Annotated in this window: 14 protein-coding genes, 1 tRNA gene and 1 pseudogene; 11 read left to right on the top strand and 5 right to left on the bottom strand. The window is 74.4% G+C overall.

Going from position 1 to position 22,275, the window contains the following annotated elements; all coding sequences use genetic code 11:
• Window positions 1-19: 19 nt before the first annotated feature.
• On the bottom strand, window positions 20-4,069 hold the full coding sequence (locus OG556_RS23035) for an ABC transporter transmembrane domain-containing protein (RefSeq protein WP_371518903.1): 4,050 nt from the start codon (window positions 4,067-4,069) through the stop codon (window positions 20-22).
• A 399-nt stretch (window positions 4,070-4,468) separates the two neighbouring features.
• On the bottom strand, window positions 4,469-5,110 hold the full coding sequence (locus tag OG556_RS23030) for a TetR/AcrR family transcriptional regulator (protein ID WP_371518902.1): 642 nt from the start codon (window positions 5,108-5,110) through the stop codon (window positions 4,469-4,471).
• A gap of 132 nt (window positions 5,111-5,242) precedes the next feature.
• Between OG556_RS23030 and OG556_RS23025 the strand changes: the two genes are divergently transcribed.
• From OG556_RS23025 to OG556_RS23010, 4 genes are all read left to right on the top strand, one after another.
• Window positions 5,243-6,955 (top strand): carboxyl transferase domain-containing protein, encoded by a 1,713-nt coding sequence (locus tag OG556_RS23025; RefSeq protein WP_371518900.1) that lies wholly within the window; start codon window positions 5,243-5,245, stop codon window positions 6,953-6,955.
• Between the two features lie 194 nt (window positions 6,956-7,149).
• Complete coding sequence (locus tag OG556_RS23020) at window positions 7,150-9,459, top strand: biotin carboxylase N-terminal domain-containing protein (protein WP_371518898.1); 2,310 nt, start codon at window positions 7,150-7,152, stop codon at window positions 9,457-9,459.
• Window positions 9,456-10,442, top strand: a complete 987-nt coding sequence (locus tag OG556_RS23015) for a hydroxymethylglutaryl-CoA lyase (protein WP_371518896.1) — start codon at window positions 9,456-9,458, stop codon at window positions 10,440-10,442. The genes OG556_RS23020 and OG556_RS23015 overlap by 4 nt, the downstream gene beginning before the upstream one ends.
• A gap of 172 nt (window positions 10,443-10,614) precedes the next feature.
• On the top strand, window positions 10,615-11,805 hold the full coding sequence (locus OG556_RS23010; protein ID WP_371518894.1) for an acyl-CoA dehydrogenase family protein: 1,191 nt from the start codon (window positions 10,615-10,617) through the stop codon (window positions 11,803-11,805).
• 170 nt (window positions 11,806-11,975) lie between these two features.
• Here the strand turns inward: OG556_RS23010 and OG556_RS23005 are convergent, their stop codons facing one another.
• Window positions 11,976-12,455, bottom strand: coding sequence for a universal stress protein (locus OG556_RS23005; protein ID WP_371522829.1), 480 nt, complete (start codon window positions 12,453-12,455; stop codon window positions 11,976-11,978).
• A 75-nt stretch (window positions 12,456-12,530) separates the two neighbouring features.
• Between OG556_RS23005 and OG556_RS23000 the strand changes: the two genes are divergently transcribed.
• Both OG556_RS23000 and OG556_RS22995 read left to right on the top strand, forming a co-directional pair.
• On the top strand, window positions 12,531-13,115 hold the full coding sequence (locus tag OG556_RS23000; RefSeq protein WP_371518892.1) for a hypothetical protein: 585 nt from the start codon (window positions 12,531-12,533) through the stop codon (window positions 13,113-13,115).
• Window positions 13,116-13,541: 426 nt separating this feature from the next.
• A complete protein-coding gene (locus OG556_RS22995; RefSeq protein WP_371518890.1) occupies window positions 13,542-14,609 on the top strand; it encodes an HAD-IA family hydrolase in 1,068 nt (355 codons plus the stop codon).
• 171 nt (window positions 14,610-14,780) lie between these two features.
• Here OG556_RS22995 and OG556_RS22990 read toward each other — a convergent pair whose 3' ends face one another.
• A complete protein-coding gene (locus tag OG556_RS22990; protein ID WP_371518888.1) occupies window positions 14,781-15,581 on the bottom strand; it encodes a GNAT family N-acetyltransferase in 801 nt (266 codons plus the stop codon).
• Window positions 15,582-16,587: 1,006 nt separating this feature from the next.
• On the opposite strand from OG556_RS22990, the pseudogene OG556_RS22985 reads away from it, so the two are divergent.
• The 5 genes and pseudogenes from OG556_RS22985 to OG556_RS22965 all read left to right on the top strand — a co-directional run.
• Window positions 16,588-17,590 (top strand): annotated as a pseudogene (locus OG556_RS22985) (helix-turn-helix domain-containing protein); the annotation flags it as partial.
• A 931-nt stretch (window positions 17,591-18,521) separates the two neighbouring features.
• Window positions 18,522-19,124 carry an oligoribonuclease gene (gene orn / locus OG556_RS22980; RefSeq protein WP_063349299.1) on the top strand — a complete coding sequence of 201 codons (603 nt, stop codon included), beginning with the start codon at window positions 18,522-18,524 and terminating at the stop codon, window positions 19,122-19,124.
• Window positions 19,125-19,251: 127 nt separating this feature from the next.
• A tRNA-His gene (locus OG556_RS22975) sits at window positions 19,252-19,327 on the top strand.
• Between the two features lie 133 nt (window positions 19,328-19,460).
• On the top strand, window positions 19,461-19,907 hold the full coding sequence (locus tag OG556_RS22970; protein WP_371518886.1) for a DUF4442 domain-containing protein: 447 nt from the start codon (window positions 19,461-19,463) through the stop codon (window positions 19,905-19,907).
• Window positions 19,908-20,017: 110 nt separating this feature from the next.
• Complete coding sequence (locus OG556_RS22965; protein WP_371518884.1) at window positions 20,018-20,929, top strand: hypothetical protein; 912 nt, start codon at window positions 20,018-20,020, stop codon at window positions 20,927-20,929.
• A 259-nt stretch (window positions 20,930-21,188) separates the two neighbouring features.
• Here OG556_RS22965 and OG556_RS22960 read toward each other — a convergent pair whose 3' ends face one another.
• Complete coding sequence (locus OG556_RS22960) at window positions 21,189-22,124, bottom strand: spermidine synthase (RefSeq protein ID WP_371518882.1); 936 nt, start codon at window positions 22,122-22,124, stop codon at window positions 21,189-21,191.
• Window positions 22,125-22,275: the final 151 nt, after the last annotated feature.

Raw genomic sequence — 22,275 nt, 5'->3', positions numbered from 1 at the left:
ACTGATCGCGGGCAGTCGGCTACCCCGCCGCGACGGCCTCGACCGCCGGGTGGCCGTCCGCGATGAACGCCTGCCAGAGCCGGGCGTACGTGCCGCCCCGGGCGAGCAGCTCGGTATGCGTGCCGTCCTCGACCACCCGGCCGTGGTCCAGCACGACGACCCGGTCGGCGCGCTCGGCGGTGGTCAGCCGGTGGGCGATGACCAACGTGGTGCGGCCGCCGCTGAGCCGGTCCGCGGCCTGGTTGACCACCGCCTCGGTGGCCAGGTCGAGCGCCGCGGTCGCCTCGTCGAGCAGCAGGATGTCCGGATCGACCAGCTCGGCCCGGGCCAGCGCGATCAACTGCCGCTGGCCGGCCGAAAGGTTGCGGCCGCGACCCGCGACCTCGTGGTCGTAACCGCCGGACAACCGGACGATCATGTCGTGCGCGCCGACCGCCCGGGCCGCCGCCTCCACCTCGGCCGGCGAGGCGTCGGGCCGGCCGTACGCGATCGCCTCGCGCACCGTGCCCGCGAACAGGTACGCCTCCTGCGGCACCACCCCCAGCCGGTGGCGGTACTGCGCCAGGTCGAAGCGGGTGAGGTCGACCCCGTCCACCCGCACGGTGCCCTCCGTCGCGTCGTAGAACCGGGCGACCAGCTTCACCAGCGTCGACTTGCCGGCACCGGTCTCACCCACCAGCGCCACCGTCTGTCCGGCCGGGATGTGCAGGTCCACACCGGTCAGCACGTTCGGGGCGCCGTCCGCACCGCCGTTGTAGGCGAAGCCGACACCCTCGAAGGAGATCTCGCCGCGCAGCCCCTCGGGCACCGGCACGGGGTCGGCCGCCTCGGCGGTGGCGGTCGGGGTGCGCAGCAGCTCCCGGATCCGGCCGAGGCCCACCGAGGCCTGCTGGTAGCCGTCGAACACCTGGGACAGCTGGTTGACCGGTGCGAAGAACAGATCGATGTACAGCAGGTACGCGACCAGCGCGCCGACCGTCAGCGTCCCGGCGTCGACCCGGGCCGCGCCCACGATCAGCACCAGCGCGGCGGCCACGCTGGAGAGGAACTGGACGAACGGGAAGTACAGCGAGATGTACAGCTGCGCGCGCACCCGGGCCTCGCGGTAGGCGACGCCCCGGGCGACGAAGCGGTCCGTGTTGGTGTCCAGGCGGCGGAAGGCCTGGACGATCCGCATGCCCGCCACGTTCTCCTGGAGGTCGGCGTTGACGGTGCTGATGAGGTCCCGGGACAGCTCGTACTGGTCCCTGGACTTCCGGCGGAACACCAGCGTCGCGATGACCAGCAGGGGCAGCACCGCGAAGACCACCAGGGCCAGGCCGGCGTCGATGATCAGCAGCGCGGCGAAGATCCCGCCGAAGGTCAGCAGGCTGACCACGGCGGTGACCACGCCGGTCTGCAGGAAGGACGTCAGCGAGTCCAGGTCGGTGGTCATCCGGGTCATGATCCGGCCGGAGAGCTCACGCTCGTAGTAGTCCAGGCCGAGCCGGTTGAGGTGGGCGAAGATCTTGAGGCGGAGCAGGTAGAGCACCCGCTCACCGGTACGGCCGCTGACCCGGTTCTCGGCGCTCTGCACCAACCAGTCCAGCAGCACCACCACCAGCGCGGCCAGCGCGGCCACGGCCACCCCGGACATCAGGGCCTTGCTGACGCCCTGGTCGATGCCGTGCCGGATCAGCACCGGCAGCACCAGGCCGGAGGCCGCGTCGAGCGCGACGAGCAGCAGGGCCAGGGCGAGCGGGAGGCGGAAGGGGCGCAGCAGGCGGCGGAGGGTGAAGTCCGGGTCGCCGGCCTCGGCCCCGGCGCGCGGGACCGCCGGGGAGTCGGCGGCCGGCGGGAGGGCCGCGACCTTGGCCAGCAGGTCGGGGTCGGCGGTGCGGGCCGCCTTGACCAGGGCGGGGGTGGGGAGGTCGGGGGTGGCCGGGGCGGGGGCCTGCGTGGGAGCCGGTTCGTCGACCGGCTCGGAGGTGGACCGCGCCTCGGTCCGCTCAGCGGCCTGCTGCTCGGGGGTCTGCTGCCCAGCGGGCTGCTCGGGGGTCTGCGGAGAGGTCTGCTCGACGGTCTGCGCGGAGGTCTGTGCGGAGACCTGCTGGGAGGTCTGCGGGGCCTCGGACGACCGGGGTGTGCGGCCGGCCTCGGGGTCGGTGATCAGAGCCCGGTACTGGGGACATCGGGCGTCGAGTTCCTCGTGCGTGCCGATGTCCAGCAGCCGGCCGTGATCCAGGACGGCTATCCGGTCGGCGAGCTGCAGGGTCGAACGGCGGTGGGCGATCAGCAGCGTGGTGCGGCCGGTCATCACCGAACGCAGCGCGTCGTGGATCTCGGCCTCGACCTGCGGGTCCACCGCCGAGGTGGCGTCGTCCAGCAGCAGGATCCGGGGGTCGGTGAGGATCGCCCGGGCCAGCGCGATCCGCTGGCGCTGGCCTCCGGAGAGGGTCAGGCCCTGCTCGCCGACCTTGGTCTCGTAGCCGTCGGGCAGCGCGCGGACGAACTCGTCGGCCTGGGCGGCCCGCGCGGCCGCCACCACCTGCTCGTCCGTGGCGTCCGGGCGGCCGTAGGCGATGTTGGTGCGGACCGACTCGGAGAACAGGAAGCTCTCCTCGGGGACGATGCCGACCGCCGACCGGACCGAGTCCAGGGTGAGGTCGCGCAGGTCGTGGCCGTAGAGGCGGACGGCGCCGGCCGCCGGGTCGTAGAAGCGCGGCACCAGCTGCGCCACCGTCGACTTGCCGGAGCCGGAAGCCCCGACCAGGGCGAGGGTCTCGCCGGGGGCCAGCTTCAGGCTGAGGCCGTGCAGGACGGGGGCGGGGTGCTCGGGGTCGTAGCGGAACTCGACCTGGTCGAACTCCAGGGCGACGTCGGCGGTCCGGGGGCCTGTGGTGGCGCGGGTTTCGGCGGTGCCGCGGGGGCCTGCGGTGGCGCCTTCTCGGACGCTGGTGGCGGCGCCTTCGCGGGTGCCGTCCCCGGTGAGGTCCAGGGTGAGCGCGTCCGGGCGCTCCTGGACCAGCGGGCGCTCGTCGATCAGCTGGAGGACGCGCTCCACACCGGCCCGGGCCTGCTGGCCGACCGTGATGACCATGGTGAGCATCCGCACCGGTCCGGTCATCTGCGCGACGTAGGTGGAGAAGGCGACGAAGGTCCCGAGCGACACCTGGCCGTCGACGGCCAGCCAGCCGCCGAAGGCCAGCACCGCGACCTGCGCGAGCGCCGGGATGGCCTGCATCGCCGGGTTGTAGCGGGCGTTGAGCCGGATCGACCGGAGCCGGGCGGCGAACAGGTTGCGGGAGGCCCGCTCCAGCTTGTCCAGCTCCTGCGCCTCCTGACCGAAGCCCTTGACCACCCGGACGCCGCCGATCGCGCCGTCCACCACGCCCGCGACGGCGGCCGCCTCCTGCTGGGCGGCCCAGGTGGCGGGGAAGAGGCGCTTGCGGCTGAGGACGGTGATCCACCACAGCGCGGGGGCCATCACCACGGCTATCAGGGTGAGCGGCGGGGAGAGCCAGACCATGACGGCCAGCGACATGACGAACATCAGCAGGTAGCCGGTCATCATCGGCAGCATCGAGAGCAGGCCGTTGATCAGCTGGAGGTCGGAGGTCGCGCGCCCGACCACCTGGCCGGTGTCCAGCCGGTCCTGGCGGTGGCCGTCGAGCCGGCCGAGCGAGCGGAACAGGTCGCTGCGCATGTCGTGCTGGACGTCCAGGGCGAGCTGGCCGCCGTAGTAGCGGCGGACCTGGGTGCACCCGAAGACGACGGCGGCGGCGAGCAGCAGCACCACCGCCCAGGGGACCAGCGAGCGGGTGTGCGCGGTGATGACGTCGTCGATGATCAGCTTGGTGACCAGCGGCACCAGCGAGGTGACGGCCATGCCGACGAGCGAGGCGCCGAAGGCGAGCAGCACGCTGCGGCGGGAACGCCAGCAGTAGCCGACCAGCCGGCGCAGCCAGCCGACGGCCTGCGGGTGGTCGCTGGCCGGCTGCGGGTGGTCGCCGTCCGGCTTCGGGCTCGCGCCGGGGTCCGGTGAGCCGCTCGGGGATTGCTCCACCGTGGATCCGTGAGTCTCAGGCATATTTAGGGATGCTAACCATTTCGTCGGGTGGCCGCCATGGCGTTTCCGGCCCGGATGGGGCCGGAGCGGGCCGGGGCAGCCCGGATCGTCCGGTCCGGCGGACTGGCCAACAGCCTGCGGCCTGCGGTGATTCCCGACCGGACGCGCCCCGGTCGAACGCGCGCACGGCCCGCCGACCCCGCCCGCCTCCAGGGTCGCCTGACTCCAGGGTCGCGGACGACCCGCCGAAGGCCCAGCGGCCAGGGGCGGGCGGGCGCCGTCCTTTGGTCCTAGACCTCAGGTGGCCCTGGGCCCCCGACTCCGGCTCCGACCCCGGAGCCGGAGTCGGAGTCGGAGCCGGAGCCGGACCGCCGCCCCTTGGGCCTGGACCGCCGGGCGGGCTCTCCGGGGGCGCAGGGCTCAGGCCTGCGCGGACACCGACTCGGCCGCCGCCGCGAAGGCGCCGTGGGCGAGGGCGTGCAGCAGGACGGCCATGCCGTCGCGCTGGAGGCCGGAACGCTCGTCCTGGGCGGGGCCCGGGCCGAGGCTGTGCGGGGTCGAGTTGATCAGGCCGAAGACGGCGTGGACGGCAGCCCTGGCCACCGGTTCGGCGGCGGGGCCCGTCAGCTGCGGATAGACCTGCCGGACCACGTCCACCCACAGCTCGACGTAGCCGCGCTGGAGCCGGCGGACGGTGCGGCGGTCCTCCTCCTTGAGGTTCAGCAGCTCGCGGTCGTGGAGGGTGATCAGGTCGCGGTCGTCGAGGGCGAAGTCGACGTGGCCGCCGATCAGCGCGTCCAGCGCGGCGGCCGGACCGTCACCGCCGCCCGCCCGGCGCCGCCCCTCCTCCAGCAGGCGCTCGCTGATGCCGATCAGCAGATCGGCGAGCATCGCCTCCTTTCCGGCGAAGTGGCGGTAGAGCCCGGGGCCGCTGATGCCGACGGCCTTGCCGATCTCGTCCACACCCACCCCGAGGAAACCCCGGGCCGCGAAGAGTCGCGCGGCCTCCCTACGGATCTGGTCGCGGCGTGGGAGCGCGGAGGCTGCGGGGACGTTCGGCATGCTGCCCATCGTAGACAGTGGGGTTATCGGCCGTTAACCTGGGCGCGTAAGTTAACGTTAATTAACGTGGGGTCCACGGGCGCACCGCATTCGGCCGCCCACCTGGTGCCGAGGGCAAGGGAGCTCTTGGGAATGGTCATCTCAACCGCCGGTGTACCCACCGGCGTCCATGGCAGCGCAGCGGTCGGCACCACGGCGGCGCCGGGTGCCGTACCCCCGGGAGCCGCTGCTCCCGCGCCCCGGCTCGGCACCGCGGTCGACCCGGGCTCCACCGCCTACCGCGCCAACACCGAGGCGCACCGGGCCCTCGTCGCCGAGCTGCGCGAGAAGCTCGACGCGGCGGCCCTCGGCGGCGGTGCCAGGGCCCGCGCCCGGCACACGGCGCGCGGCAAGCTGCTCCCCCGCGACCGGGTGGACACCCTGCTCGACCCGGCCTCGCCCTTCCTGGAGCTGGCCCCGCTGGCCGCCGACGGGATGTACGACGGGGCGGCGCCCGCGGCCGGGGTGATCGCGGGCATCGGCCGGGTCGCCGGACGCGAGGTGGTGGTGGTCGCCAACGACGCCACCGTCAAGGGCGGCACCTACTACCCGATGACTGTGAAGAAGCACCTGCGCGCCCAGGAGGTCGCGCTGGAGAACCGGCTTCCCTGCGTCTACCTGGTGGACTCCGGCGGCGCCTTCCTCCCCATGCAGGACGAGGTCTTCCCGGACCGCGACCACTTCGGCCGGATCTTCTACAACCAGGCCAGGCTCTCCGCCGCGGGCATCCCGCAGATCGCCGCCGTGCTCGGCTCCTGCACCGCCGGCGGGGCGTACGTCCCGGCGATGAGCGACCAGGCCGTGATCGTCCGCAACCAGGGCACGATCTTCCTGGGCGGGCCGCCGCTGGTGAAGGCCGCCACCGGAGAGGTGGTCACCGCCGAGGAACTGGGCGGCGGCGACCTGCACTCCCGCACCTCGGGGGTGACGGACCACCTGGCCGAGGACGACGCCCACGCCCTCTCCATCGTCCGCACGATCGTGGCCGGGCTCGGCCCGCGCTCGGCCAGGCCGTGGCCGCTCACCCCGGTCGAGCCGCCGGCCGTGGAGCCGGCCGGCCTGTACGGGGCCGTCCCGGTCGACCCGCGCACGCCCTACGACGTGCGCGAGGTGATCGCCCGGCTGGTCGACGGCAGCCGGTTCGCCGAGTTCAAGGCCGAGTACGGCGCGACCCTGGTCACCGGCTTCGCCCGGATCCACGGCCACCCCGTCGGCATCGTCGCCAACAACGGCGTGCTGTTCTCCGAGTCGGCCCTCAAGGGCGCCCACTTCATCGAGTTGTGCGACCAGCGCGGCATCCCCCTCCTCTTCCTGCAGAACATCACCGGGTTCATGGTCGGCCGGCAGTACGAGGCGGGCGGCATCGCCAAGCACGGCGCCAAGATGGTCAACGCCGTCGCCAGCACCCGCGTCCCGAAACTGACCGTGGTGATCGGCGGCTCGTACGGAGCCGGCAACTACTCGATGTGCGGCCGGGCCTACTCACCTCGCTTCCTGTGGATGTGGCCGGGCTCGAAGATCTCCGTGATGGGCGGCGAGCAGGCGGCGTCCGTCCTCGCCACCGTCCGCCGCGACCAGTTGGAGGCCCACGGCGAGCAGTGGCCGGCCGAGGCGGAGGAGGAGTTCAAGCGCCCCGTCCGCGAGCAGTACGAGCGCCAGGGCAACGCCTACTACGCCACCGCCCGCCTCTGGGATGACGGCGTGATCGACCCGATGGACACCCGCACCGTCGTCGGCCTCGCCCTCACCGCCTGCGCCAACGCCCCGCTCCCGCCGCCCGGCCCGTACGGGGTCTTCCGGATGTGACCCCGCCCCGGCGGGTGTGACCCGCCCCTCCCACACGACCTCTCCTCTCCTGTCGGTGTGACCCCGCTCCTGCGGGCGTGACTCCCTCGGCGCCGGCGCACCGCCCGGGCCGGCGCCCTCCCCGTCCACCGCCGCCCCTGCCGCCACCTCCTTCTCCTTCGTACGGCTCCCCTCGACCCGGAGGAACGCCTCCCATGTTCGACACAGTTCTGGTCGCCAACCGCGGCGAGATCGCCCTCCGGGTGATCCGCACCCTGCGGCGGCTCGGCGTGCGCTCGGTCGCCGTGTTCAGCGACGCCGACGCCGACGCACCGCACGTCCGCGAGGCGGACGTCGCCGTCCGGCTCGGCCCGGCCGACCGCAGCGACAGCTCGGCGGCCGAGACCTACCTGCGCACCGACCAGATCCTCGCCGCCGCCCGCCGCACCGGGGCCCAGGCCGTCCACCCCGGCTACGGCTTCCTTGCCGAGAACGCTGGCTTCGCCCGCGCCTGCGCCGACGCCGGCCTCGTCTTCATCGGACCTCCTCCCGGTGCGGTCGAGCTGATGGGCGACAAGATCAACGCCAAGGAAGCCGTCCGAACCGCCGGCGTTCCGGTGGTCCCCGGCAGCCAGGCCACCGCGCCCACCGACGGGGATCTCCTCGCCGCCGCCGAGGAGATCGGCTACCCCGTCCTGCTCAAGCCGTCCGCCGGAGGCGGCGGCAAGGGCATGCGCCTCGTGCGGGACCGCGCCGACCTGCCCACCGAGATCGCCGCCGCCCGCCGCGTCGCCCGGACCGCCTTCGGCGACGACACCCTGCTGCTGGAACGCTGGGTCGACCGGCCGCGCCACATCGAGGTGCAGGTGCTCGCCGACGCCCACGGCACCACCGTCCACCTCGGCGAGCGCGAATGCAGCCTCCAGCGCCGCCATCAGAAACTGATCGAAGAAGCCCCCTCCGTTCTGCTCAATGCCGAGACCCGCGCCGCGATGGGCGCCGCGGCCGTCCGCGCCGCGGAGTCCTGCGGCTACACCGGGGCCGGCACCGTGGAATTCATCGTTCCCGGCATCGACCCGGACTCCCCCGCCACCGCCTCCACCGACGGGGTACGGGACTTCTTCTTCATGGAGATGAACACCCGCCTCCAGGTCGAACACCCCGTCACCGAACTCGCCATCGCCGTCGGCGACGATTCAGCCCGACTCGACCTGGTCGAGTGGCAGCTGCGGATCGCCTCGGGCGAACGGCTCTCCTTCGATCAGTCCGACATCTCCTTCCTGGGCCACGCCATCGAAGCCCGGGTCTGCGCCGAGGACCCGGAACGGGACTTCCTGCCCACCGGCGGCCGCATCCTCGTCCTGGACGAGCCCCAGGGCGAGGGCGTGCGCGTCGACTCCGGAGTCGCCCCCGGATCCGTCGTCACCAGCGCCTACGACCCGATGCTCGCCAAGGTCATCGCGTACGGGCCCGACCGCCCGACCGCGCTGCGCCGGCTCCGCGCCGCGCTGGCCGACACCCGCATCCTGGGCGTCACCACCAACACCGGCTTCCTGCGACGGCTGCTCGCACACCCCGAGGTCGTCGCCGGCCGACTGGACACCGGCCTGGTGGAACAGACGGCCCAACAGCAGCCCGCTCTGCTCGCCTCGCCGTACTCCCCGGCAAACGCGCCGAGCGGCGCGAACGCGACCGGCGAGGCCGACAAGGCCAACGAGGCCGATGACGCGCACGAGGCCGGTGCCACCACTGCCGACCCGCTGACGGCCGAGACGCCACCACCTGCCCACCTCCTCTACTACGCGGCCGCGCTGGCGCGGCACCTGAACCTCACCCCGGCCGCCGACCCCGGCGGCTGGACCGACCCCTTCTCCCTTCCCTCCGGCTGGCGCCTGAGCGGCACCCCCGCCTGGACCACCCACCGACTCCGTACCCCCGGCCAGGATCCGGTCTCGGTGCGCATCCGTTCGATCACTGCGGGCAACGTAGCCGATGCCACTGACAATCCCGCCGAGCTCACCCGCGAGGTCGAGCTCCGGCTCGGCTCCGGTCCCGTCCACCGCGCCCGCGCGACCCGGACCGCCGACCGGCTGCACCTGACCGTCGACGGCCTGCAGACCACGTTCACGCTGGCCACCGACGCCGCTCCCGGCCTCGCCGCCGGCCCGGTGACCTGGCTCGGTGTCGAGGGCGACGCCTGGTCGCTGCACGCCCACGACCCGGTGGGCGAGCGCGCCGCCGGAACCGCCGCCCACCACGGCGCCCTGACCGCCCCGATGCCCGGGACCGTCACCGTCGTCAAGACCACGGCGGGCGAGACGGTCCGCAAGGGCCAGCCCCTGCTCGTGCTGGAGGCCATGAAGATGGAACACGTGATCGCCGCCCCGCACGACGGCGTGGTGGCCGAGCTGCGGGCCACCGCCGGCGCCACCGTCGCGATGGAGGAACTGCTGGTCGTGGTCGCCCCGGCCGTGGACGGCTCCGTCGAGCAGGCCGCCCCCGCGGCCGCCGGAGCGCGGTCATGACCGCACCCGCCCACGAGCCCGACGCGCTGGACCTGGGCCTGCCCGACCCCGTCCGCGCCCCCGGCCTGCCCGAGGAGGTCCGGATCCACGAGGTCGGACCGCGCGACGGGCTGCAGAACGAGGGCTCCCTGGTGCCCGTGGAGGTCAAGGCGGAGTTCATCGCCCGGCTCGCGGCCGCCGGGCTGCGCACCGTCGAGGCGACCAGCTTCGTCCACCCGAAATGGGTCCCCCAGCTGGCCGACGCCGAGGAGCTGATGCCCCGCCTCGCCGGCCTGCCGGAGCGCCACCCCGGCCTTCGGCTGCCGGTGCTGGTGCCCAACGAACGCGGCCTCGACCGGGCGCTCGCCCACCACGCCACCGACGTCGCGGTGTTCGCCAGCGCCACCGAGACCTTCGCCCGCCGCAACCTCAACCGCTCGGCGGACGAGGCGATGGCCATGTTCCGCCCGGTCGTGGCGCGGGCGACCGAGGCCGGGCTGGCGGTCCGCGGCTACCTCTCGATGTGCTTCGGAGACCCCTGGGAGGGCCCGGTCCCGGTCTCCCAGGTGGTCGGGTACGGCGTGCGGCTGCTGGAGATGGGCTGCGCGGAGCTGAGCCTCGGCGACACCATCGGCGTGGCCACCCCCGGGCAGGTCGGCACCCTGCTGGCCGGCTTCGCGCGGGCCGGGGTGCCGGCCGACCGACTCGCCGTGCACTTCCACGACACCTACGGCCAGGCGCTCAGCAACACCCTGGCGGCCCTGCGCGAGGGGGTCACCACGGTGGACGCGTCGGCGGGCGGCCTCGGCGGCTGCCCGTACGCGAAGAGCGCCACCGGCAACCTGGCCACCGAGGACCTGGTGTGGATGCTGCACGGGCTCGGCATCCGGACCGGGGTCGACCTGCGCGCGCTGGTCGCCACCAGCGGGTGGATGGCCGAGCGGCTCGGCCGTCCGAGCCCTTCCCGCGCCGTCCAGGCACTGCTCGGCGCCGCCCGGGGCTGACCCCGCCCCACCACCGCTCCCCGGTACCGGCCGCGCGGAATCCCGGCCGCGGCCGGCACCGGGCACCACGTTCATCGCCCAACCACACCGTGCGACCGTCACACCGTCAGACGGACGCCGGTCGTCCCGCTCACGCCCGCGGCCACCCCGGCCGGGCTCCAGGAGGATCACCGTGTTCGACCACCGGCTCAGCAGCGAGTACGAGGACCTGCGGCGCACCGTCGCCGAGTTCGCCCAGGACGTGGTGGCGCCGAAGATCGGCGGGTTCTACGAGCGGGAGGAGTTCCCCTACGAGATCGTCCGCGAGATGGGGCGCATGGGCCTGTTCGGCCTGCCCTTCCCGGAGGAGTACGGCGGCATGGGCGGCGACTACTTCGCACTGGGCATCGCCCTGGAGGAACTCGCCCGGGTCGACTCCTCGGTGGCGATCACCCTGGAGGCGGCCGTCTCGCTCGGCGCGATGCCGATCCACCGGTTCGGGACGGAGGAGCAGAAGCGCGAGTGGCTGCCCCGGCTGACCTCCGGCGAACTCCTCGGCGCCTTCGGCCTGACCGAGCCCGAGGGCGGCTCGGACGCCGGCGCGACCCGCACGACCGCGCGGTACGACGAGACCACCGACGAGTGGGTCATCAACGGCACCAAGTGCTTCATCACCAACTCCGGCACGGACATCACCGGTCTGGTCACCGTCACCGCACTCACGGAACCGATCGCTCGTTCGAGTGAAGAAGGCGAATTCCGCTCGCCAACGCGCGAAATCTCTTCCATCATCGTGCCCACCGGGACCCCGGGGTTCCAGGTATCGAAGAAGTACTCGAAGGTCGGGTGGAACGCATCCGACACCCGCGAACTGTCCTTTACCGACTGCCGCGTTCCCGCGGCCAACCTGCTGGGCGAGCGTGGCCGAGGCTACGCCCAGTTCCTGCGGATCCTCGACGAGGGCCGCATCGCGATCGCGGCCCTGGCCACCGGCCTGGCCCAGGGGTGCGTCGACGAGTCCGTCAAGTACGCCGGCACGCGCCGGGCCTTCGGCCGGCCGATCGGCGCCAACCAGGCCATCCAGTTCAAGCTCGCCGACATGGAGCTGCGCGCCCACACCTCCCGCCTGGCCTGGCGGGACGCCGCCTCCCGGCTGCTGCACGGCGAACCGTTCAAGAAGGAGGCCGCGATCGCGAAGCTGTACTCGTCCGAGGCCGCCGTCGACAACGCCCGCGAGGCGACCCAGATCCACGGCGGGTACGGCTTCATGAACGAGTTCCCGGTCGCCCGTTTCTGGCGCGACTGCAAGATCCTGGAAATCGGGGAGGGCACATCGGAGGTTCAGCGCATGCTCATCGCCCGGGAGATCGGCGCCGGGTTCTGATCCGGCCCCACCGGAGCAACACCCCGCTCCTCAGGCGGCGTTGAGGAGCGCCCGACGCTGCGGGGCCGGCCGGCACCGGCGGAGCGGTCGACGCCAGTAGCGGCCGATGCCATCGGCCGACCACGGGGAGACCCCTCCGGGGGCGCGGACACGCCGAGCCCGACGGGGCGTCAGGGGATCACGATCACCGGGCGGTTGGCCCGCCGCGCCAGCCGCCCGGAGACCGAGCCGAAGATCTTGCCGAGCAGGCCGTGCGTCGTGCCGACGACGATCGCGTCGGCGGCGTACTCACGGCCGACCTCCTCGATCTCGTGGCAGATGTCGCCGCCACGCTCGATCAGGATCCACGGCACCCCGGCGAGGAAGTCCGCGCAGGCGAGTTCCAGGCCCAGGACCTCGGTCCGGTGGTCGGGGAGGTCGACGAAGACGGGAGGTTCACAGCCTGCCCAGACAGTGGCGGGCAGGCGGTTGGCGACATGCACGATCACCAGGCCGCACTGCGAACGGCGCGCCATGCCCACCGCGTACGCGAGGGCGCGCTCGCTCGACAGGGAGCCGTCGAAGCCGACGACCACGCCGTGCTGGAAGACCGGGTCGAGGGAGCGTGCGGACGCGTCCCGGGCCGTCGAATCGGCGTGCGCGCCGGGCAGGCCGGACGCCTCCGGGCGCTCGGCGCCCGGGCCCAGGCGGCCCGTCACCGGAGACCCTCCGGGGTCGGCCGGGTGGTGCCCGCCACGACGCTGGCGAGGCCCTGGACGGTCGTGCCGGGCAAGGCGGCCTCGTCGGACCAGGCCGCGCACGGCGCGCACGAGGCCCCGGGGAGCGCCCGGCTCCGGGCCTGCTTCCTCGGCGCCCGCGGCGCGATCGGCGGTACCAGCGACGCCCGAGGTGCCGGCCGGTTCGTCGGCTTCGTCGGCTCGCTGGGCGGCGGCGTCGCCAACCCGCTCGCCGACACCCCTCTCACCGGCAACCCGCTCTCCGGCGTGCTCGTCGACACGGTCATCAGGCCGCTCGCCCCCGTGCTCGTCAGCCGGTACGCAGCCCGGCTCGTCGGCCTGGGCGCCACCCTCGGCTTGGCCATCGGCCTGCCTGCTGGCGGGCAGGCGACCCGATACCTCGGCGTCGCCGTCGGCTGGAGCGAGGTCCGCGCGGCCGCCGTCGTCCCCGGTGTCTGCGCCCGCGTTGCGGGGCGCGTCCGGCTCCACCGGTCGGAAGGACTCAAAACCAGCCATGGCTCACGGCTCTTCATGGGAGAGAGGCCGACAGGAGAGGACAACGCCGCCCGGGCAGCAGGCCCGCCCACGGGATGACGTCGGTCTGCGCCGCGCAGCACCGTATGTGACCTGTTCCTTTCAGAGTACGACGGGTGTGAGGCCCAGCCCAGCGGTGAGGCCTCGGAGCGGCATTGTTCCCGCGAAAGGGGGATGCGCCCGCCGTCGGCAGTGCGCCCTGCCCGCAGGCCACGCGCCCCCTCCAGAAAGGAGGTTCCCTGGAGCTTGACTGAGCGGACCGGGTGACGCAACAGGCCTGCCGGACACCGTGACCGGACTGTCATGGATCGGCGACGATCCGTTGCGACACGTCGCGAACCGTCACGTCCCGCCAGCCTCAGTCGGCCCGCCCGGACCCACCCGCACGCCGGGTCCTGGAACCCGTTTCAGCCACTACGTACGGCTTCGCGACGCGGTCTGGCATTTGCCAGGTGCATAGGCGCAGCCGCTGACACCATGCTCCGCATGCCCCTGCTCCTGTTCGACCTCGACAACACGCTGCTCCCCAGGGACGCCGCTTTCCGGGCCTGGGCTCAGGATTTCCTGTCCGAGCGCGACCTGCCGCCCGGAGACCTCGACTGGTTCGTCACCCTCGACGGCGGCGGCTATGTGCCGCGCAGCACCGTACTGTCCGCCGTCCGGCGCCGCTACGGGTTGGACGTCTCCGCCGAGTTCCTGCTCGCCCACTACCGACGCGGCATCAACTCCCACATCCACTGCCCGCCCGGACACGTCGACGCGCTGCGGGCGGCCCGGGCGGCCGGGTGGACGCTCGGCATCGTCAGCAACGGCGGCACCCGGCCGCAGTTGGAGAAGATCCGGCTGACCGGGCTGGGGCCGCTGGTCGACGGCTGGGTCATCTCCGAGGAGGCCGACTGCGTCAAACCGGACCCCCTGATCTTCGAGATAGCCGCCCAGCGGTGCGGCGTCGCACCCACCGGGACGTGGGCCGCGCACACCTGGATGGTCGGGGACCACGCGCCCGCGGACATCGCCGGCGCCGAACTGGCCGGCCTGCGCAGCGTCTGGCTGCACCACGGCCGGCCCTGGGCCGAGATCGGCTACCGGCCGACGCTGAAGGCGGCCGGTCTGCCGGAGGCCGTCGGCCAGGTGCTCGCCGCACGCGGCGCGCCGTCGGCCCGGCCGGGCCTGCGCGCGGGCGGGCCGGGCCAGCGGCGGTCCGCCGGGGTGCCGGTGCGCGCGGGGGCGCTCACCGGCGCACGGACCAGCGCACGGCTGACGGAATCCGCCCCTGACGGCCCGTTCGCGCCTGCCGCCGTGAACGCCGGAACGGCGAGTGCCCCCGATGGTTCGACGGCGGGGTCGGATGTCCGAAACCGAACCGGCGAGTTTGCCGTGGTCGCCGACAGCCGTCCTGGCCTGATCCCCGGCGCGGGCCCGGCGACGGACCCTGGGGCGAGCGTGCTGCGCCCCGTCGCGGTGGCGCGCCCAACGGCCGTCCGCACGGCGGCGGATGGGGCCGGGCCCGCCCGGACCACGTTCGCCGTGGCACCGGCGGCGGCCGCCCCGTAGCGGCCCCGCTGGAAAGCGCGCCACCTCGCACACCCCACCCCGCACGCCCTTCACACACCCCGCCCCGCCCCGCCCCACCGCACCGCACCGCACCGCACCGCGACTAGCGCCCCGCCCTGCACCTGGCGACGAACCGCCTCGGGACGACCCCCGCCGCGGGCGGCCCGGCCGTCAGCCGTGCGCGGAGGTCCGGGTCCACCAGCAGGTGCGGGCCTGCTCGGTGAACCCGAGCTTGCGGTAGAGCGGTTCGCCGAGCGAGGTGGCGACCAGGGTGGCCGGGCGGTCGGGGTGCGCATGGGCCAGGGCGGTCTGGAGCACGGCGCGGGCCACGCCCTGGCCGCGCCGGCTGGGCAGGGTGGCGACCCAGTACACCCCGGTGGCCCGGCCGTCGTCGTAGGTGAGGCAGGTGCCGGCGGTGGCGCCGTCGACGCGGCCCAGCCAGGTCCGGAGCCCGGGTTCGCGCAGGAGCTGTTCCGGGAGCGCGTCGCCACGGGTCCAGGGCTGCCGGGCGGGCAGTGGGAAGCCGTCCACGATCGCACGCTCGACCTGCGCGAACGCATCGCCGTCCAGCACCTCATCGACCGTCAGGGATCCTCCGCCGTGCGCCTCCGAGAGGAAGGGGAGGACTGCCGGGACGCCGTCGACCGGGCCGGGTTCACGGGCCATCACCGGCATGACCGGCATCCGGGTGGCGCCGAACCTGGTCAGGTCGAGTGCGCCGTACGGGTCCTCCAGGGTGAAGCAGATGGTCTCCCACTCCTTCAGGAGGTCCGCCAACTCCCGTTCCACCAGTGATGGTTCGACATAAGGGCTGGTGACCACGAAGCGGTGCGAGTCCTCCGGGTTGCGGGCGCAGCGGACCGCCGTCAAGCCCGGGCGGGTGCGGAACCGCCAGCCGTGCACGCGGGCTTGGGCGAGCCAGAAGGCGGCGGCGTTGTCGTTGGCCTGTTCGAGCCGGCTGTTGGTGTTCACGGCAGGACGGTAACCCGGACGTCACGCCCCTGTTTCGCCGCCCCGGCCCTGGCCGGATGAAGCCTGGGAGGCGCACGAGCTCATTTCGTGCGCCCTCTCGTGCACCGCCGATTTTCGGTCAATTTCGCGCCAATCCCTCCCGCTTGGGCAAATCCGCAGCCCAGACCCACCGACCGGGCGCGCGCGGGCCGGACGCCCCAGGACCGGCCCCGCGACAACCAGCCACCGTTGCACCGGCCCTCTTCCCAGAAGGGTCGACGGGTGCCACGCTTCGTGATCGAATGCATCACGCCAAATTGCCATGTCGACATAGCGTCGGATGGTGAACTTGTCACAACGGCAATGGTCAACCCGATAGATTTCGATCTTGGCGAGCAGTGCCGCACCACCCACACCACACCACCGAGGGGGCTTGAGCGCCTTGAGCAGGGTGAGCAGGAGCGACGCGGGTCCTGACAGCGGCCAGGCGGCGGCCGGTATCGCGGCTCGGTCCGCGAGAAGCACCGGCACCTCCGCGACCGCGGCCACCACCCGCAACTCCGGCACCCCGGGCGCCGCCTCGCACTCCTCGTACCCCACAGTGCCCTCCACCGGCACCGGCACCCCGGCGGCGGCCGCAGAGCACGGCGGAGCGGCACACGGCGGGCAGGCGTACGGCGGTCCCGCGTACGGCGGGCAGACATACGGCGGGCAGTCATACGGCGGGTCAGCACACGGCGGAGCAGGGCACGGCGGCCAGCAGTCGCACTCCGGACAGGCCGTCAGCCGAGGTGCCGTCAGCCCGGCGCAGGCCTACGGCGCCGACTTCCCGGCCTACCCCGGCTACCCGGGGACGGGCGCGACGAACGGCGCGATCGGCGCGAACGGGGCGAACGGCACTCCTGGCCTGAACGGCGCCCCCACCGGCTCCCTGGGCGGCCCGCTCGCCGGCCTCCCGCTGGGCTCCCCCGGCCACGGCCCGCTGGGCCACGGCGGCGGCCCGGGCGCGAACGGCTCGTCGACCCCGATGACGGTCTCCGCCCCGCGCAAGCTCTCCGGCCGCCGCCGCCGGGAGACCGTCGCGGTGCTGATCTTCGGCGGCGCCCCGATCTTCGAGAGCTCGATCCCGCTGTCCGTCTTCGGCGTCGACCGCCAGGACGCCGGGGTGCCGCGCTACCGGCTGCTGGTCTGCGCCGGCGAGGACGGCCCGCTCGCCACCACCGGCGGCCTCACCCTCTCCGCTCCGTACGGCCTGGAGGCCCTCGCCCGGGCCGGCACGATCGTCGTACCGGCCTGGCGCTCGATCTCGCAGCCCCCGCCGGTCGAGGCGATCACCGCCCTGCGCAAGGCCCACCACGAGGGCGCGCGGATCATCGGGCTCTGCACCGGCGCCTTCGTCCTGGCCGCCGCCGGCCTGCTCGACGGCCGCCCGGCGACCACCCACTGGATGTACGCGCCGACGCTGGCCAAGCGCTACCCCCGGGTGCACGTGGACCCGCGCGAGCTCTTCGTCGACGACGGCGACGTGCTCACCTCGGCCGGCACCGCCGCCGGCATCGACCTGTGCCTGCACGTGGTGCGCAGCGACCACGGCGCCGAGGCGGCCAACGCGCTGGCCCGCCGCCTGGTGGTCCCGAGCCGTCGCAGCGGCGGCGGGCAGGCCCAGTACATCGATCAGTCTTTACCGGAGGAGATCGGCAACGACCCGCTGGCCGAGGTGGTCACCTGGGCGCTGGAGAACCTCAACCAGCAGTTCGACGTCGAGGTGCTGGCGGCCCGCGCGTACATGAGCCGTCGCACCTTCGACCGGCGGTTCCGCACGCTCACCGGCAGCGCGCCGCTGCAGTGGCTGATCACCCAGCGGGTGCTCCAGGCGCAGCGGCTGCTGGAGACCTCGGAGCTGTCGGTGGACGACGTCGCCCGCCGGTGCGGGTTCCGTTCGCCGGTGGCGCTGCGCGGGCACTTCCGCCGCCAGCTCGGGGTCTCGCCGGCCGCGTACCGGACCAGCTACCGGGCGCGCCGGCCCGGGCCGCAGTCGGCGGTGCCGACCGGTCCGCACGGCGGCGACCTGCGGCTGCCCGGTGCCCTTCCGCACGCGGCGGCCACGGCCGGGTCGGCGGCGGGCGCGGCGCTGTTCGGCGGGGCCCACGGCACGCAGCACGGCGCACAGCACGGCAGCCAGCACGGCGCGCAGCCCGCGTACCCGTTCCCGGCCGGGAACGGCGCACCGGCGCAGGGCGGCCCGCACGGCCAGCCGCTGCCGCACGGCGCGTCGCCGGCCGCGGCGGGGCAGCCGGGCCCGCACGGCCAGCCCGGCCCGTTCGCGCCGGGGCAGGCCGGGACGCCGGTCGACCGGTCCTTCCACGCCCGTGCCGGGCAGCCGTACCCGCACCAGCAGGCCGCGCAGCAGCCGCACCCCGGGCAGCAGGGTGCGGGGCGCGGTCCGGTGCGGTCGCCGCTGGTGCCGCCGCAGGCCGGGTCGGGGGCGGGGCGTCCACCGCGCACCGCGGAGCACGCGGCGGCGGAGGACGGCCACCCCCAGCCGGGGGCGCGCGGCCAGGGGCAGGGGCACCGCAGTGCGGTCGAACGGCCCGCGGACGAACCGGGTGCCGCGGCGGGCTCCGCCCGCGGCCACGGCTCGGCGAGCGGCCGGGTGCCGGCCCCCGCCCCCACCGGGCAGCCGACGACCGGGGCCGGAGAGCTCCGGGGTCGCCAGGCGCGGGTGCCGCAGGCCCGTCCGCAGGGCGGCCGGGCGGCGGCGACCGACGGTGCCCGGGCGGCGCGCGAGGCCCGTCCGACCCGGGACGGTCACGCGGTCCGGACCGGGCGGGAGGGCGAGCGGCCGGACGGCCACGGCCCGCACGGCGGCGCGGAGGAGCACCAGGCCGAGGGCTGTGCCCCGGAGCCCCGCTCGGCTCCGCCGGTCCCCGCGGCGCGTGATCGCGCCGTAGGGTGAGTTGTGTGAATGACCGTTTGGTATGGATCGACTGTGAAATGACCGGCCTCGACCTCGACCAGGACGCCCTGGTCGAGGTCGCGGCACTGGTGACGGACTCCGAGCTCAACATCCTCGGCGAGGGTGTGGACGTCATCATCCGCCCGCCGGCGGAGGCGCTGGCGGGCATGCCCGAGGTGGTGCGCGCGATGCACACCTCCTCCGGCCTGCTGGAGGAGCTGGAGCAGGGCGTGACGCTGGCCGAGGCCGAGGCGCGGGTGCTCGCGTACATCCGCGAGCACGTGCCGGAGGCCGGCCGGACGCCGCTGTGCGGGAACTCGGTGGCCACCGACCGCGGCTTCCTCGCCCGGGACATGCCGGCCCTGGAGAAGCACCTGCACTACCGGATCGTGGACGTCTCCTCGATCAAGGAGCTGGCCCGCCGCTGGTACCCGAAGGCGTACTACAACAGCCCGCAGAAGGGCGGCAACCACCGGGCGCTCGCCGACATCCGCGAGAGCATCGACGAACTGCGGTACTACCGCGAGGCGGTGTTCGTCCCGCAGCCCGGGCCGGACACCGACACCGCGCGCGCCATCGCCGAGAAGTACCAGGCCCCGGAGGGCTGACCCGAGGAGCCCGGGGGAGGTGCCCGCTTTCGCCCGGGCGAAAGCCTGGCGCGAGCACCCTCTCGGATCCTGTAGAGTTCTTCCTGTCGGAACGGGAACGCGGAAGCGGGAACGAGCCGGACAGATGGTGGGTGTAGCTCAGCTGGTAGAGCACCTGGTTGTGGTCCAGGTGGCCGCGGGTTCAAGTCCCGTCACTCACCCCAGAGCCTGAGGGGCCGATCTCTTCGAGAGATCGGCCCCTCAGGCGTTTTCGCGTTCCCTCAACTCTCCACCGTGGTTCGGGTTTTCCCGGTGCAGGCCTGCCGCCAGAAGCTACCGGCTAGTAACATTCCTGCCATGACCACACCTTCGATCGGCCAGCTGCTCGACTCCACCGTGCCGATGGCGCGCACCCTCAAGCTGGAGTACCTGGAGACCACCCCGGACCGCGCCGTCCTGCGGCTGCCCGACCAGCCCGAGTACCACAACCACGTCGGCGGACCGCACGCCGGCGCGATGTTCACCCTCGCCGAGTCCGCCAGCGGCTGCATCGTGCTCGCCGCCTTCGGCGACCAGCTCTCCCGGGCCGTGCCGCTCGCGGTGAACGCCGAGATCGCCTACAAGAAGCTCGCCATGGGCGAGGTCACCGCCACCGCCGTCCTCGGCCGCCCCGCCGCCGAGGTCGTCGCCGAGCTGGACGCCGGCGGCCGCCCCGAGTTCCCGGTCACCGTCGAGATCACCCGCGCCGACGGCGCCGTCACCGGTGTGATGACCGTCACCTGGACGCTGCGCCCCAACTCCTGACCGCGCCACGGCCGGTGGCCCCGGGCGACCCGACCCCGGGGCCACCCGTGCGATGACTGTCCGTGACGGCGGGCGTGACCTCACGACCCGTCCGCTCGTTCTCAACTCACATGCGAGCCAATCACGCGACCAAGCCCCAGGAACCCGCCCCCCGCGGCGTCGGCGCACGGCGCGCGATCGGCCGGTGGCTGCCCCGCGTCCTCGCCGCCGGCGGCGCCCTCCTCCTCCAACTCGGGGGCTTCGGCGCGCAGGACGCCTCCGCCGACCCGCTGCCGGACCAGACCCGACCCGCCGTCCTCCGCACCCTGGCCTCCGGGCCGGCGCCCGGCCGGCTCGTCCAGACCGGGCGGCCCGCGTACGACGGGCCGTCGGCCGAGCGCTCCGCCGACCCCGGGCGCCCGGCGGCCGAGGAGGCCGACCGCCCCTCCCCCGGGCTCGTCGGGGAACTGACCGGCGCCGTCCCCGACGCCGGGATCGACGGCACCACCGATGCGGTCGGCAGCGTCTTCCAGGACCGGATCCGGGCCGGCGGCCTCCCCCTGCCCGGGCAACGGGCCGCCGTCCCCGACGCCTTCGCGATCGCCTCCGGCCTGGTCGACACCGTCCCCGCCCAGGGCCGCCCCGCCGAGACCCGCGCCTCCCGGGAGGGCGGGCCCGCCGAACTCCCCGCCACCGCACGGTCCGGCGCCACCGGAGGCCACTCGGCCGCACCGGCCGCCGCCACCCGCCCGTCCGGGGCGGCCGACGCGCCCCCGGTCCAGGAGGCCACCGCCCCGGACGGGCGGAGCGCGGCCGGGCCCGCCACCAGCCGTGACCGGACGGGCGCCACCACCGCCCCGCCGGTCGGGCCCGGCGCACCCGCCCAGCCGTCCGAAACCCTCGTACTCGCCGACACCGCCACGGTGACGGTCGTGGGCGACGGGTCCGCCACCGCGACCGCCGTCCTCGCGCCGATCGCCGCCGGGCTGCTGCTGACCGGCGCGGCCATGTGCAAGCACCGCGGCCTGCCGCGCGGGCACTGACCGGGCTCACGCTCCTGGCGACGGTTCCCGCGCCGGCCCCGGACGTGCACGCCCGGGGGCGAACCGGACGTGCTGCCGATCCGGGTCGCACTCCTCGCCGGCCGGAACGGCTCCGGGTCCGGACCGGAGTCGGGATGCCGGGGCGGCGCAGGCCGGGGCGGCAACCGCCGCCGTCAGCCGCAAGCCGGATCGCCGTCAACGGATTTCAGGCGGCGGTGGACAGCCCCGCCGGTGGTCGGCCAGGAGGCCAACCGGGAGGTCAGCGGAAGACGCCCGGGGGCGGGGCCGGGGAGGGGGCGGCGGTGGCGTCCGTGGCGGGGACGGCCCCGGCGGCGAACGCGGTGAGGGCGGGCCCGTGTTCGACCCGGCCGAGGGCGGCGTCGGAGGCGACGCGGCGGGTGAGGTCGGCGATCGGGAGGGGTGCGTGGGCGCCGGCGAGGACGAGGTTGCCGAAGCGCTTGCCGCGCAGGACGGCGGGGTCGGCGACCAGGCACAGTTCGGGGAAGACCGCGCCGAGGGTGGCGATCTGGGAACGGGCGAAGGGCAGCGCCGAGCCGTCGGCGATGTTGGCCGCGTACCAGCCGCCGGGGGCGAGGGCGCGGGCCGCGAGGGCGGTGAACTCGACGGTGGTGCAGTGGGCCGGGGTGCGGGCGCCGGAGAAGACGTCGGTGATGACCAGGTCGGCGCTGCCCTCGGGGGTGCGTTCGAGCACGCTGCGGGCGTCGGCGCCGCGCACCTTGATCTGCCAGCTGCGCTCCAACGGCAGCTCGGTGCGGACGAGTTCGGTGAGCGCGGTGTCGATCTCGGCGACCTGCTGGCGGGAGCGGGGCCGGGTGGCCGCGACGTAACGGGCCAGGGTGAGGGCGCCGCCGCCGAGGTGCAGCACGGTGAGCGGGCGGCCGGACGGGGCGACCAGGTCGATCAGGTGGCCGAGCCGACGCTGGTACTCGAAACCGAGGTGGGTGGGGTCGGCGAGGTCGACCATGGACTGCGGGGCGCCGTCGATCAGCAGCGACCAGGCGGCGGGGCGGTCCCGGTCGGGGCGCAGTTCGGCGAGGCCGGAGCCGACCGCGCGGGTGAGCGGGCCCTGGGCGTGGGTGCGGCCGCCGGGGCCGGTGACGTCCGGCCCGGTGTCGCGCTCGGTGCCGCGGCCCGTGCCCCGGGCTGCTCTGCTGCTTCGTCCCATGACCGCCATTATCGCCGCCGGGCGGGGCGGCCTCGCTGGTCAGGGAGATCAGGAAGGTCGAGCTCAGGAAGGTCGGAGAGGTTCGGGGGGGCATGCCAGGTGGATCCGGCCGGAGGGGCGGGCCAGGCTCGCGGGCCCGGCGGGATCCGCACGGCACGCC

Origin of the sequence: Kitasatospora sp. NBC_01300 (genome assembly GCF_041435235.1) — a bacterium.
GTDB lineage: Bacteria > Actinomycetota > Actinomycetes > Streptomycetales > Streptomycetaceae > Kitasatospora.
The sequence above is the reverse complement of the archived record's forward strand: the minus strand, read 5'-3'. Positions and strand labels throughout refer to the sequence as shown.